Annotated in this window: 8 protein-coding genes, 1 tRNA gene and 1 pseudogene; 3 read left to right on the forward strand and 7 right to left on the reverse strand. The window is 65.5% G+C overall.

The features are described 5' to 3' along the window. Window positions 1-127: 127 nt before the first annotated feature. Window positions 128-2,143: an LTA synthase family protein gene (locus tag G606_RS0101335; RefSeq protein WP_196799989.1), complete on the reverse strand. Its 2,016-nt coding sequence runs from the start codon at window positions 2,141-2,143 to the stop codon at window positions 128-130. Window positions 2,144-2,496: 353 nt separating this feature from the next. On the opposite strand from G606_RS0101335, the gene G606_RS09420 reads away from it, so the two are divergent. Together G606_RS09420 and G606_RS09425 are read left to right on the forward strand one after the other, a co-directional pair. Then, complete coding sequence (locus G606_RS09420) at window positions 2,497-3,915, forward strand: alpha/beta hydrolase-fold protein (protein WP_081663868.1); 1,419 nt, start codon at window positions 2,497-2,499, stop codon at window positions 3,913-3,915. Next, window positions 3,912-6,653: a bifunctional lysylphosphatidylglycerol flippase/synthetase MprF gene (locus G606_RS09425; protein ID WP_081663869.1), complete on the forward strand. Its 2,742-nt coding sequence runs from the start codon at window positions 3,912-3,914 to the stop codon at window positions 6,651-6,653. The genes G606_RS09420 and G606_RS09425 overlap by 4 nt, the downstream gene beginning before the upstream one ends. Before the next feature lie 70 nt (window positions 6,654-6,723). Here the strand turns inward: G606_RS09425 and G606_RS0101350 are convergent, their stop codons facing one another. From G606_RS0101350 to G606_RS0101365, 4 genes are all read right to left on the reverse strand, one after another. Further along, window positions 6,724-7,143, reverse strand: a complete 420-nt coding sequence (locus G606_RS0101350; protein WP_026644486.1) for a Fur family transcriptional regulator — start codon at window positions 7,141-7,143, stop codon at window positions 6,724-6,726. Between the two features lie 151 nt (window positions 7,144-7,294). After that, the gene (gene purK, locus G606_RS0101355; RefSeq protein ID WP_026644487.1) at window positions 7,295-8,461 is read right to left on the reverse strand and encodes a 5-(carboxyamino)imidazole ribonucleotide synthase; all 1,167 of its coding nucleotides are present in this window, start codon (window positions 8,459-8,461) and stop codon (window positions 7,295-7,297) included. Beyond that, on the reverse strand, window positions 8,445-8,942 hold the full coding sequence (purE, locus tag G606_RS0101360; protein ID WP_026644488.1) for a 5-(carboxyamino)imidazole ribonucleotide mutase: 498 nt from the start codon (window positions 8,940-8,942) through the stop codon (window positions 8,445-8,447). The genes purK and purE overlap by 17 nt, the downstream gene beginning before the upstream one ends. Window positions 8,943-9,079: 137 nt before the next feature. After that, window positions 9,080-10,942 (reverse strand): 1-deoxy-D-xylulose-5-phosphate synthase, encoded by a 1,863-nt coding sequence (locus tag G606_RS0101365; RefSeq protein WP_026644489.1) that lies wholly within the window; start codon window positions 10,940-10,942, stop codon window positions 9,080-9,082. A 158-nt stretch (window positions 10,943-11,100) separates the two neighbouring features. On the opposite strand from G606_RS0101365, the pseudogene G606_RS09430 reads away from it, so the two are divergent. After that, window positions 11,101-12,099: pseudogene (locus G606_RS09430) on the forward strand (zinc-binding dehydrogenase). A 69-nt stretch (window positions 12,100-12,168) separates the two neighbouring features. Here G606_RS09430 and G606_RS0101375 read toward each other — a convergent pair. Continuing rightward, window positions 12,169-12,242 (reverse strand) — tRNA-Arg (locus G606_RS0101375). Between the two features lie 330 nt (window positions 12,243-12,572). Beyond that, window positions 12,573-13,766 (reverse strand): SLC13 family permease, encoded by a 1,194-nt coding sequence (locus G606_RS0101380; protein ID WP_026644490.1) that lies wholly within the window; start codon window positions 13,764-13,766, stop codon window positions 12,573-12,575. Between the last annotated feature and the right edge of the window lie 90 nt (window positions 13,767-13,856).

Here is a 13,856-nt window from a genome sequence, read left to right on the forward strand (position 1 = left end):
GTCGGTAAAACGTTTTACCAACTACAAGAATAGACGATGACAACAAAATCCCCCGAGATTTTACTCTGGGTAAAATGTCAGGGGATCGTGATGTGCATACCGGCGACGCCGCGCGGGGCGGCCGGTCTCACTTCGGCAACGTCATGAAATCGGTGTCCTTGAGGTAGTTCGCGCCGGCCGTGATGTCGTATTGGATGAGACGGTAGTCGGCGAGCAGCTGCTTCGTGGCGGCGTCCATGTCCGCGTAGTTCATCGGCTCGCCGTCCTCGTTGAGGTAGATCGCCTGCCCTTCGGGAATGCGGTCCCAGCCTTGGATCGTGTTGACGACGGGCGGCTCCATCGCGGCCACATGCTCGTGCATGCGCGTGAGGAAGCCGATGTACGGCGAGACCTTCGCGTTCATCTGTTCGGCGGCCTGCGCGATGAAGAAGTTCGGCGACGTGTACGCGCTGTCCTCGATCTTCGTGTCGTGGCTCCATGACGCCTTGTTCGACCAGATGAAGTAGTCGGTCAGATGCAGCCCGATCGAGTTCTTCGCGTCCGCGCCGGCCGTCGAGTAGATGCCGGGCAGGTGGTCGCCATAGAAGACGACGGTGATCGGCTTGTCGATCCCGTCGAGCTCCTCGAGGAAATCCTTCGTCGCCTCGTCGGTCAGCTCCATGCCTTTCGCGTAGGTGCGGATCGACTTCTTCTCCTTGTCGGTGAGCGGCTTGTCCGAGCCGGCCGCGTCGGTGACCTCGAACTCGTTGTCCTTGTACCAGTCGTTGTACGGCATGTGGTTCTGCATCGTGATGACCTGCAGGAACTGGTTGCCGTCACTCTTGCGGATCTCCTCGACGGTGCTCTTGTAGGTCGCCTCGTCGGAGACGTACGGCGAATCGTCGATCTTGTCCTGATGCGCGATGATGTCCTCGCCCTTGAGCGCGTAGAAATGCGAAAAGCCAAGCTTCTTGTAGTTCGTCTCGCGCGAGTACATGCTCGGCTCATACGGATGCAGCCCGATCGAGTTGCTCGGCGGCCCCCACAGCTGATTGACGCTCGGCGTCCAACATGCGCCGGGCACGAGCTGCTGGTAGGGGCTCGTCAGCGACGCGTCGAAGTTGACCATGCTCATGCCGGTCAGTCCCATGTATTCGAGGTTCGCGGTGCCGCCGCCGTAGCCGGACGACAGCATCAGGCCGCTCGTCGTCTCCCCCTTGATCTTGCGGATGTCGGGCATCGGATCCTTGTTGAGTTCGACGCCGGGCACGCGCGTGGGGTCGGAGAACGATTCGGACAGCACGTAGACGACGGTGCTGTCGTCGAGCGAATGCGTCCTCTTCTCGTTGATCGCCGCCGCCTCTTTCGCGTAGCGCGCCGCGACCTCGTCCATCGTCTCCTTGCTGTACGTGGCGGGCATGTCCATGACCTTCGGATCGACCTGCCGCAGGAACGAGACGACGACGCCGTTGCGCTGCGCGTCGTAGACGGAATCCCACATCGACGGCTTGTCACCCATGCCGCGCGAGACGTGGTATCCCCACGAGCCGACACTGCCGACGGACTGCGCGTAGCCGGCGACGGCAAGCGCGGGCAGCAGCATGAGCAGGATGCGCGTGCAGGCGCCGACGGCCTTGTTGCCGCCGGCGATGAGCGCGCCGCGGCGCGGGTCGAGACGCCAACAGACGACGGCGACCACGATCGAGACGACGATGATCGCGGCGGCGATGGCAATGATGCCGCCCGCCTCGGGCGGCAGGAACTTCATCAGGTCGCCGGTGTTGCCGCCAAGGAAGTTGAGGTCGGAAGGCAGGATCGCCTCGTACCGCGTCGCGATCTTCATCTTTTCGGCAGCGGCGATGACGGCGGCCACGGACAGCAGGATCGGCGTCGCCACCCAGAAACGGTTCGTCGCCATGAGCAACATCAGATAGACGAATCCGATAATCAGCAGGTTGAGCAGCAGCACGCAGTTGCCCTGCGTGAACATCTTGTGCCACATCGCGCCGAGACCCTCGTTCGCGCTCGACAGCTGCACGCGCGTCGACGTCAGCGCGACGCCCCACTGCATGATCGCGAGCGCCGCGTAGTCGGCGAGCAGGAAGACGACGGCGTAGACGACCGCCCAGACGGCGCGTGTGCCGTGTGCGCCGCGCGGACGCATCGCGCGGGCCTGCTCCGGGTCGATCGTCCGGATCGTCAGTTCCTCGATGTCGGCGTCTGCTCGCCGTTGTTCGTTGTCCACTGTCTTGCCGCTCCAGATGTCTTGGGTTCTTGGATTCACCAGTGCCGATCCGTCCGCGATGAGTCGGCGGTACGGTCTCCCGACGGGAAAGGGCGCGACCATTGTCCCCCGACAAGCTGACAATCCGCTGTGCGATGAGCCGGCGGCATCGGGCGCCCGGTTCAGCGATGCGGCGAATCGTCGGCGCGCCACCCGACGGCGCCGTTACAGTGTGTACCGCCCGCACGCGGGCGTCGAAGGATGTTGCAGCCGCCACCGATGGGAGGACGATCATGGCTTGCGCCACCGCATGGGAAGGGTTCTACGCGATCCGCATCACGCGCGGATGGTTCCCGATCCTGTTCTGGGCGCTCGTCGCGCTCGGACTCGCCACGCTCATCATCGCGCAATCGGACCGGACACACCGCCGCGCGCTCGCCCGACAAGGGCTCGTCGCGCTCATCTGCGGCCTCGTCGGCGGCGCCGCCGTCTGGTTCGTCTCGAACGGCATCGTGCTCTTCGGCGTCGAACTGGGACGGGACGTCATCATCGCCTGCGCCGTCGGATTCCTGCTGCTCGGCTTCTTCGTCGCCGCCGCCATCGGCACGCGCGGCTGGCGGCGCGCGCTCGCGATCGTCATGGTGCCGTTGACGTTCGTCGCCACCGGCGTGCGCGTCAACGCGATCTACGGCGAATACCAGACGATCGGTTCGCTCGTCGACTATTCGCCCTATCCGCACATCTCGACGCTGCACATCTCACTCGACACGGTCAGCGTCGACGCATGGGCCAAGCAGGTCGACGCCGGCGAGGTGACGCCGGCGAAGGAAGGCAAGCTGCTGTCGGTGGACATCCCGAACCCGGCGTCGAAGTTCCGCGCGCGCAAGGGACTCGTGTGGCTGCCGCCGGCGGCGCTCGCGAAACGGCCGCCGAAGCTGCCGGTCATGGTCATGCTCGCCGGCCAGCCGGGCAGTCCGACGCGTTTCTTCACGGCGAGCGACACAATCGCCGACCTGACGCGGTACGCGAACAAACATGACGGTCTGGCGCCGATTGTCGTCTCCCCCGACCAGAACACGGCGGCCTCGCGCAACTCGCTGTGTTCGGACACGACCCGATGGGGCAAGGCGGAGACCTACCTGACGCGCGACGTGCCCGACTGGATCCGGCGCAACCTGCCGGTGAGTGAGAATCCGGACGAGTGGACGATCGGCGGCTTCTCGCAAGGAGGCACCTGTTCGACGCAGATCGGCCCGAACCATCCGGAACTGTATGGCAACGTGCTCGCCGTGGACGGCGAGATCGCGCCGACGGACGGTAGCGTCGAACAGATGGTCGAACGCTATTTCGGCGGCGATCGGGCCGCCTACGAGCGACAGGTGCCCGTCAACGCACTGCGCGCGCACGCGCCGTCGAACCAGACGATGATTCTGGCGGCCGGAGAAAAGGACGTCGTCTCGACGGCCAACATCGCTACGATTGGTGAGGAAGCGAAAAAAGCCGGATGGAAGGTCGTCGAGATCAAGGTCAAGGACGCGGGGCATGACTGGCGGGCGGTCAACGAGACGCTCGCGGTCGCGCTGCCGTGGCTGTGCGACCGGATGGGACTGGACGTCGGCGGGGGTCGGGACGGCGAGGCCGGCACCGACGAGCGACGGCAACGGAAGGAAGAGCGGATGGAGACGAATCCGGGAATCGAGGTGCTGCAATGAACGGCGCAACGGCGGCGCGACGGCCGCATGACGACGGCGGGGTGGGCGCCCAGCTCGGCCATGACCTGCGACGGTGGGCGCACGAGCAGCGGTTCGCGCTGTGGACGACCTTCGCCTTCGTCGTCGTCAACCTGTGCTGGTGGCTGTGGTATGCGGTGCAGCACCGCACGCTGCCGTACGCGTCGATGCGCACGACGCTCGGCGCCTTCGACCTCGCGAGGCTGATGCCGTCGCTTGTGCTCACACGCAGCGTCTTCCAGCTTGTCGTCGAGGCGCTGCTGATTCTGTGCATGCTGTGCATCGCCGAACCGATGATGGGCGTGTGGCGCACGGTCGGCGCGAGCCTGACGAGCGCCGTCGTCGGCATCGGCTTCGGCCTGCTGCTATGCGCAGGCTTCAACACGCTGCTGCAGGACAACGCGATCATCTACCACGTCCCGTTCACGCTCTCGCCGCTCGTGCTCGTCATCGGCGCGCTGTTCGCGTCGACGGCCTTCGCCTATCAGCTGTGGCGTCGGCGCATCCGGCTGATCGGCTACACGGCGATCCTCGTCGTGCTGCTCTACGGCGGCAACCCAGGCGACTACTGCATGCTCGTCGCCGCCGTCGCCGGCCAACTCATCGGCCGCGCGATGGCCGGGCCGCCGATTGAGGACGAGGCGTGGCACTGGCAGTACAGCAGCTCGTCCGAGACGCGCCGCATCCTCGGCGCAATCGGCGCCGTGCTCGCGCTCGGCCCGATCGTAGCCGCCACGTCGCGCTCGCATGCGGGTCCGCTCACCGGACTCGCATGGGTGCTCAGCCCCGGCTCGGTCAACACCGGCAAGCTCGCGAGCTGCATGCACGGACAGGTCACGAGCGGCTGCTTCCGGCAGTACGAGCTTATGCGCGCAAGCATGACCGGCGACCTGATCCGCTCGGTGCTGCCGCTGCTCGTCATGCTCGCGCTCGCCTGGGGCGTCTATCTGGGCCGCCGCACGGCCGCAGTGTGCAGCATTGTCTTCTATCTGGCGTCGAGCGTGATCACCGTCAGCTATTACTTGGTGATGCCCTTCGCGCTCGGTAGCTCGGCCACGGCGTTCTCGGGGCGCGCGATCGAGACGTGCCTCGTCAACACGCTCGTGCCGCTGCTGTACGCCATCGCGATCATCGCGAAACTGCCGGACTTCTCGATTCGCACGAAGGCGCGTCCGCTGCGCATCGGTCTGATCGTGCTCGGCGCGACTTTCGTGGCATGCGCGGCCGTCTATCTGATCTTCGGCCTGACGCGTCCCGGCGATTTCACACCGCGTCCGGGCCTGCGCGTGCTGCTCGCCGAACTGCCCGGCCGGTTCCTGCCGATAGGCTTCCTGACGAACACGCGGTTGGCCTTCATGCCGGACACGCCTATCGCCTCCCTCGTCTACCAGGGCGTCGGCATCGTGTTCTGGGTCGTCTTCGTCGTCGTCGCCTTCGCATGGCTCAACGCGACGATCGACTACGACAGGAAGGCTCGTGCGCGCGCCGAGGAGCTCGTCGAGCACGGCGGCGAATCAATGAGCTTCATGACGACGTGGGAGGGCAACGAGTACTGGATTTCGCCGACCGGCCGTTCGGCCGTCGCCTATCGCGTGCTCAACCACATCGCGCTGACGACGACCGGCCCCTTCGGCGACCCCGAGGAGTGGATGAGCGACCTCGACGAGTTCGCGCGCTTCTGCCGCGACCATTCGTGGTCGCCGGTGTTCTACGCCGTCCATCAGCCGGCGCGCGACCATCTGGCGACGCTCGGCTGGCATTCGATCATGGTCGGCGACGAGATGGTCATCGACCCACAGAGCTGGAAGACGACCGGCAAGAAATGGCAGGATGTGCGCACCGCGATCAACAAGGCGAAGCGCGAAGGCATCACCGACGAGATGAGCACCTACGAGGACGCGCCGGCCGACGTGCAGACGCAGATCCAGGAGATCTCCGAACAGTGGTCACAAGGCAAGGCGCTGCCCGAGATGAAGTTCACGCTCGGCGGCGTCGAGGAACTCAAGGATCCGCGCGTGCGCATCCTCTACGCGATCGACGTCGACGGCGTCGTGCAGGCGGTCACGAGCTGGCTGCCGACGTGGCGCGACGGACACATCGCCGGATGGACGCTTGATTTCATGCGCTACCGTCCCGGCAGCTACAACGGCATCATGGAGTTCCTCATCGCGCGCATGGCGCAGCGCATGCACGACTGGGATGAGGAGCATCCTGACGAGAAGGTCGACTTCATCTCGCTGTCGGCGGCGCCGCTGACCGGACTGCACGATGCGTCCGAGGCGAAACCGGACGACGACACGAACATCGACGGCACCGTCATGCTCCAGCATTCGCTCGCGCTCGTCGCCGACCTGCTCGAACCCGCCTACGGCTTCAGGTCGCTGTACAACTTCAAGAAGAAGTTCCAGCCCTCCGAGCATCCGGTCTACATCTGCTACCCGGATTCGGCGCTACTCGCGAACCTCGGCATCGCGATCGTGCGCGCCTATCTGCCGACGCTCACGTTCCGCGGCGCCCTCGGCATGCTCTCCACGTTCAAGCCGAAGAAGGACGCAGCGAAGACAAACGCAGCGAAGAAGGAGGGTGCAGCGAAGGAGACTGGAGCTGAGAAGGACGACGCGCCCGCGCAGCAGGCTGCGCCTGCAAAGGACGATCGTCCGCAGGCGCCGAAGCAGGATACGATGTCGCTGAAGCAGCCGAAACAGCCAAATCAGCAATAACACCGCAACCGCGCACAGCGGATATGCGAAGGGCCGCGCACGAACGTTCGTGCGCGGCCCTTCGCTCTCTCTAGTCGGCCTGATCGGCCTCGTCGGCGTCCGATGAGGTGGCCTGACGCTCGCGGCATTCGGCGCACAAGCCGAAGACCTCGAGCGTGTGGGATTCGATCGTGAAGCCGTGGGAATCGGCGACCTTCCTCAACCACTGTTCGCTCGGCGGATCGATCTGAACGGTCCGGCCGCACGAGACGCACACGAGGTGGTGGTGATGGCTGTCGTCGCCGCACAGGCGGAACAGCTGCTGCCCGTTCATGCGCACGGTGTCCACAAGGCCCTGCTCCTCCATCGCGTTGAGCTGACGGTAGACAGTGGCCAGGGCGATGTGTTCGCCGGCCTCCTCGAGCTGTTCGTGCAGACTGCGGGCGGAGACGAATCCATCCGCCCCCTTGAGCGATTCGCGGATCACGTCCTTCTGCCGTGTGTTGCGCATACGGTCGTTGTGCTCCTTCCCAAGCGGCGTCCCGTGCGACAAAGCCGATGCCCGTCGCGTCCACGGACGCCTATGATTCCTACCGATCTTCCGGCCCGCCGATTCCCGACGGCGCGCGATGCACACGAAACGTGCACGTCCCGCGTCTCGCTCAGCGGTTGGTGATGTCAGCCCAGCAGCCGGTCGCGTCGAGTTCGGCGACGGTGCGTTCCGCGTCGTCGGTCAGCACGGTGATGTGCCCCATCTTGCGGTTGTGCTTCGCCTCGGCCTTGCCGTAGTCGTGCACATGCCATTCGGGATGGTCGGCGATCGCCGCGCGCGTCGGTGCGACGTGCTGGCCGAGCACGTTGACCATGACGGCGGCCGGCGTGAGCGCCTGCGGCTGCGCGAGCGGCCATCCGCAGATGCCGCGCACATGCAGGTCGTACTGGTCGAAGTCGCACGCCTCGATCGTGTAATGGCCGGAGTTGTGCGGACGCGGTGCGAGCTCGTTGACGATGAGCGAGCCGTCGGCGCACACGAACAGTTCGATCGCGAGCGTGCCCGCCAACGCGAAACCTTCGGCGAGCGCGACGGCCAGTTCGCGCGCACGGGCCGCCATGTCGTCATCCATCGGCGCCGGCATGATCGTCTTGTGCAGGATGTTGTCGCAATGGATGTTGCGCACGACCGGGAAGGTCACGTAGTCCTCGCCGTTGCCGCTCACGAGAATCGATGCCTCGTAGTCGAAGTCGACGAATCCTTCGAGGATCGACGGCGGGAAGTCCTCGTCGTCCCACACGCGCGCGAGGTCGTCGGCGTTCTTGAGCACGATCTGCCCGTGGCCGTCATAGCCGCCTTCGGCCGTCTTGAGCACGGCCGGATAGCCGATCCGTTCGAGCGCGGCGTCGAGTTCGGCGCGGCTGTTCACCGGCGCCCACGGCGCCGTGGCGATGCCGTGGTCGTTGATGAAGGTCTTCTCGGCGACGCGGTTCTGCGTCACGCGCAGCAGGTCGGTGCCCTGCGGGATCGCGACGCGGTCGCGCACCGCGTCGAGCGCGTCGGCGTCCACGTTCTCGAATTCGTAGGTGAGCACGTCGCTGCGTTCGGCGAGTTCGCGGATCGCCGCCGTGTCGTCATAGTCGGCGACGATCTGGAAGTCGGCGACCTGCGCGGTCGGGCAGTCCTCGGTCGGGTCGAGCGTGCCGACGCGGAATCCCATGTATTTGGCGGACAATGCCATCATGCGGCCGAGCTGACCACCACCGACGATGCCGATTGTGGCCCCCGGCGCCAGCATGGTCGTGCGTCCCGCGGTTTCCTCAGACAAGCTTGGCATTGGATTCGTCCACCTTCTTCTTGAGTTCCTCGCGGTAGTCGTCGAGCGCCTGCGCGAGCGCCGCGTCGTTCATCGAGAGCATGCTCACGGCGAGCAGTCCGGCGTTCGTCGCGCCCGACTTGCCGATCGCCGTCGTGGCGACCGGGATGCCGCCGGGCATCTGCACAATCGACAGCAGCGAATCCCAGCCGGACAGCGCGTGCGACTGCACCGGCACGCCGATGACCGGCAACGTCGTCTGCGCGGCGACCATGCCCGGCAGATGCGCCGCGCCGCCCGCGCCGGCGATGATGACCTTGATGCCGTCGGTGCGCGCCGCGTGCGCGAACTCACCCATGAGTTCGGGCGTGCGATGCGCGGAGACGACCCGCTTGAGATACGGCACGCCGAAGCGCTCGAGCATCTCGCAGGCGTGCTTCATCGTCTCCCAGTCGCTGGCCGATCCCATGATCACGGCCACTTCGGGCTTGCTGGCTGTCATTGTTACCTCCGCAATGATGTGGACGGGTGGTTTGCTGCGTGTCCCACTGTACGCCGACCCGGCGCGCACGGCACCGCGGCGCGCGCCCGTCGTCTCACATCGCGGCGCGCTTCCTGATCATCCCGGCTCGGCCCGGCTCACGCCGTGCGCGGCAGCCCGCGGATGCGCGCGACGATCGCCTCGACCGTCATCCCGTAGCGCGAGTCGAGTTCGGCGAGCGGCGTGCGGTCGGTGAATTCCTTGTCGGCGCCGAAGTTGAGCACATGCATGCGCGCGTCGGGCATCTCGTTCGCGTAGAAGGCGGTGACCTTCTGCCCCCACCCGCCTTCGAGCTGCGCGTCCTCGAGCGTGACGACGACGTCATGGCGCGACGCGAGCGCTGTGAGCGTGCGTTCGTCGAGCGTCGAGAACTGCAATGGGTCGATTAGCGTCGCGTCGATGCCGCCGTCGTTCTTGCCGCTGTCGGCGAGCGCGTCGACGACCGCCTTCGCCGTCGGATACGCGTTGCCGAGGCCAAGCACGGCCACGTCACGACCGTCATGTGCGATGCGGTAGCCGCTCCACGGGGCGTCCGCGTCGGTGCGCTGCGGCTTGGCGGTCGCATCAGCGTCGAGAAGACCCGCGCGTTCGGCGTCGAGGATCGCCGCGCCGGGCACGCGGATCAATGTCGGCGTCGTATTCGCCGGCGACGTCGACCATGCGAGCATGTCGAGGAACATGCGTCGCGACGTCGGCGCAAGGCAGCGCAGGCCGGGGATGTTGCCGAACATCGTGATGTCGAAGGCGCCCGAATGCGTGTTGTCGGCGTCGGATACACCGCCGCCGAAGGACAGCAGCGTCACCGGCTCGCCGTTGATCGCGACCTCCTGCTGCAACTGGTCGAAGGTGCGTTGGAAGAACGTCGCCGACGTGGCGACGACCGGCCGCCCGCCCGCCTGTGCGATGCCCGCGGCGAACGCGACCGCATGCTCCTCGGTGATGCCGGTGTCCACGTAGTGCGCGCCGGCGTTCGCGCGGAAACGCTGCGTGATGCCGTTCGATCCGGGCGTCGCTGGCGAGATGACGACGAGTCCCGGCTCGGCGTCGAAGCGCCGCTCAAGCGCCTCCATCGCCAGCTGTCCGTAGTATTTGCGCGCGCCGAGCGGCTTGTCGGCGTCGCTCATCGGCGGCTGCCAGTGGTTGGCTTCGCAACGGCCCTCCCTGATGCCGTGCGCGGCGTCCTCGGCGTCCATGCCGAGGCCTTTCGTCGTATGGATGTGCAGCACGATCGGATGGTCGATGTCCTTGACGTCCTCGAAGGCGCGCACGAGCGCATGCACATCGTTGCCGTCCTCGACGTAACGGTAGTCGAGACCAAACGCCCGGAACAGGTTCATGGCGCAGCGACCGTGTGAGGCGCGCATCTCGGCGAGCGTCGCGTACATGCCGCCGTGGTTGTCCGCGATCGACATCTCGTTGTCGTTGAAGACGACGATCAGGTTGCCGCCCTGCTCGGCAGCGTTGTTGAGCCCCTCGAAGGCGACGCCCGAGCTCAGCGCGCCGTCGCCGATGACGGCGACGACGTTGTTCGTCTGTGGCGCGAGCCCCGCCGCCCGGCGCATGTCACGCTCCTTCGCCAGACCGCAGGCGAGCGAGATCGACGTGCCGGTATGCCCCAGCACGAACAGGTCATGTTCGCTTTCGTCCGGATTCGTGAAACCGGTCACCGTGTCGAACAGCGACGGATCGCGGAACGCCGGCGCACGCCCTGTCAGCATCTTGTGCACATAGCTCTGGTGGGAGACGTCGAAGACGATCTTGTCGAAGGGTGATTCGAAGACGCGGTGCAACGCGACGCTCGCCTCCACAAGACCCAGATTCGAGCCGATATGGCCGCCGTGGCGTTTGCCGAAATCGACGAGCGTATCGCGGATCTGCGCGCACAGGGCATCCAGTTCGTCCCCGCTGAGCCTTTTGACGTCCTCGGGTGCATGCATGTTCGCCAGAATGTCGCCGGTCATGAGCCTGATCAGATCCTTACGCTTGCGTTCGATGGACGCGGGTGTGCGCCCCCGGGAACCATATTATAGTGTGCCAGCCTCGAGGCGGCCCGCGACGCGTTAGAATGACGGTTGGCGGGCGGACGACGTGGACGCCCGAACGGATGTAAGGAGCGGCGATGAGGGCCGTATACGCACAGGACATCAATCCGCAGCATCCTCTCGAGGCGCTCGCGGTGGGCGAATTACCGACGCCGCGGCTGCCGTACGGGTGGACGCGCATCAGGACGCGCGCCGTCTCGGTCAACCATCACGACGTCTGGTCACTCAAAGGAGTGGGATTGTCCGCGGACATGACGCCGATGATCCTCGGCACCGATGTGTGCGGCGTGCTCGAGGAGGAGCCGGAGGGACGCACAGGGCTCAAGGCGGGCGACGAGGTCGTCGCTTACACGGTCATCGGCGCGGACGGCGCGGGCGTGGCCGCCGGCGAACGACGCACGATCCTGTCGGAGAAGTATCCGGGCACGATGGCCGACAAGACGCAGGTGCCGGCGGCGAATCTGTTCGCGAAGCCGGCGAACTGCACGATCGAGGAGGCGGCCGCGCTCGGCACGAGTTAGCTCACCGCGTATTCGATGCTGTTCTCGCGCGAGCACGGCGCGCAGGTGCAGCCCGGCGACAGCGTGCTGATCCAGGGTGCGGGCGGCGGCGTGGCGAGCGCGGCGATCCAGCTCGCGCATGCGGCCGGACTCGAAGTCTTCGTCACGTCGCGCAGTCCAGAGAAGCTCGAGGCGGCACGACGCATCGGCGCCGACGCCGCCGTGCTCACCGGCGAGAGGCTTCCACACAAGGTGGACGCCGTGCTCGATTCGGTCGGTTCGGTCACGTGGGCTCATTCGATCCGTTCGGTGCGTCCCGGCGGCGTCGTCGTCACGTGCGGCGCGACGAGCGGCGACCAGCCGGGCGCCGAACTGACGCGCGTGTTCTTCCAGAACATCCGCATCCAGGGCAATACGATGGGTTCACGCGATGATTTCGCAAGGCTGCTGCGCTTCGTCGAGCACGCGAACCTGCATCCGATCATCGACGCGACCTATCCGGTTGAATACGCGAAGGACGCCTTCGCCCGAGTCCTCTCCGCCGACCTCTTCGGCAAAGTGGTGCTCACGTTCTAAAGCGCCAAGTATGTGAGTGCGGGTGCGGGATGCGAAGTGCGGGGATGGCGAGAACGCCATCCCCAATCGTGACCCCGGACGGGCTCGAACCGTCGACCTTGAGATTAGAAGTCACATGCTCTATCCAGCTGAGCTACGGGGCCAAGCCTGAATAAGTATAGCGCACGTCTGAAGAAACCGCCGACCATCCCCTCCATCCCAGTCCCATTCCGGGTCGAACCATCGCCCCGGTCGACGAAGCTACCCGCAAACAGGCCCAGTTCCGGGCCGAGCTGCCAACCACGCCGATCAACCTGCCCGCTTTGGGTCGAACCATCGCCACCGTCGACGAACCAACCCGCAAACCAGCCCTGTTCCGGGACGAACCATCGATCACGTCGACGAACCAACCCGCCAGAGGGCCTCGTTCCGGGTCGGGATGTCGACTGCGTCGACGAAACGACCCGCAGATCACCCACGCACCGGACCCAAACCTACTCGATAATCAGCGCCAGCAGGTACAGCAGCAGCAGGAACATCACGCTCACCGCCGTATACATGGCCAGATAGCGGCTCTTCTTGTGTGGATAGGCGCGGGCGTAGTTCTTGTAGGTGATCAGCGACGCCATCGACGCGATGAGCGTGCCCATGCCGCCGATGTTCGTGCCGATGATGAGCGGCACCCACTGGTCGCAGAATCCGGACAGCAGCAGCGAGGTCAGCACGTTGCTGATGACCTGGCTGGATACGATCGACACCTCAAGCGGACGCTGCCCGACGAAGGCCTGTGCGATCGCGCAGAACTCCGGCACGCGTTTCATGTTGCCGATGAAGATGAAGAACATGATGAACGTGAGCGGCAGGCCCCAGTCGGCGTGCAGGAACGAGCGCCGGTCGCAGATGAGCATCGCGGCGGCGGTCACGACGCACATCACCCACAGCGGAATGAGGTCGCTGACCGTGAGCACGCACACGAGAAACACGCCGGTGTACACAATCGCGCGCCATCCGCCGTATCCGGCGCCGTAGCCGGTGACCTTGATCTCATCGGGCTGCGCGCGCGAGGAGTCCGGCGCGAGCACGCCGCGTTCGATGCCCTTGCTGTCCATGCCTTCGAACTCGGTGATCTTGCGGCCGCGGAACACGACCGCCGTGACGAGGACGAGCAGTACGGCCGAGAGCGCCGAATACGGCGCCATGATCTCAAGGAAGCGTCCGGTGCTGATGCCGGTGAGGGCTTTGAAGTACAGGTTGTGCGCGTTGCCGATCGGCGTCAGCATGCTGCCGGTGTTCGCGGCGACCGTCATCAGCGCGCACACGATGATCGCCTTGTCCTCCATGTGCGCCATCGTCAGCACGGCCAGTCCGAAGGGCACGAAGGTGAGCAATGCGACGTCGTTCGTGATGAACATCGACGAGATGAAGGTCAGTGACAGCAACGTGAGGACGAGCCCGCGCGCCGTGTGCACGCGACGCAGCAACGACGCGCCGATGATCCTGAAGACGCCGATGCGCTGGAATCCCGCCACGACGAGCATCAGGCAGATGAGCTGTGCAATCGTGCTCACGTGCACGTAGCCGCCGTAGTCGCCGTCCGGCGGCACGATGAAGCATGATATCAACGCGAGTATGGACGCGACGATCAATATGGTCTCGCTGCGCATGAACGTGAGCACCCGTTGCCGCATTCATCCTCCAGAACGCACCTGCTAAAACAAGCCTATCCTACACGAAATCGCGCCGTTGCAACGATTCGGCGTGGTGTTTCCCCGACCGTT

The organism is Bifidobacterium sp. AGR2158 (assembly GCF_000424225.1).
Classification (GTDB): Bacteria; Actinomycetota; Actinomycetes; order Actinomycetales; family Bifidobacteriaceae; genus Bifidobacterium; species Bifidobacterium anseris.

Bases quoted from the DNA above. Each gene is read 5' to 3' on its own strand.
- G606_RS0101335 (WP_196799989.1), bottom strand. From the start codon at position 2,143: ATGCGTCCGCGCGGCGCACACGGCACACGCGCCGTCTGGGCGGTCGTC.
- G606_RS09420 (WP_081663868.1), top strand. From the start codon at position 2,497: ATGGCTTGCGCCACCGCATGGGAAGGGTTCTACGCGATCCGCATCACG.
- G606_RS09425 (WP_081663869.1), top strand. From the start codon at position 3,912: ATGAACGGCGCAACGGCGGCGCGACGGCCGCATGACGACGGCGGGGTG.
- G606_RS0101350 (WP_026644486.1), bottom strand. From the start codon at position 7,143: ATGCGCAACACACGGCAGAAGGACGTGATCCGCGAATCGCTCAAGGGG.
- purK (WP_026644487.1), bottom strand. From the start codon at position 8,461: ATGCCAAGCTTGTCTGAGGAAACCGCGGGACGCACGACCATGCTGGCG.
- purE (WP_026644488.1), bottom strand. From the start codon at position 8,942: ATGACAGCCAGCAAGCCCGAAGTGGCCGTGATCATGGGATCGGCCAGC.
- G606_RS0101365 (WP_026644489.1), bottom strand. From the start codon at position 10,942: ATGACCGGCGACATTCTGGCGAACATGCATGCACCCGAGGACGTCAAA.
- G606_RS0101380 (WP_026644490.1), bottom strand. From the start codon at position 13,766: ATGCGGCAACGGGTGCTCACGTTCATGCGCAGCGAGACCATATTGATC.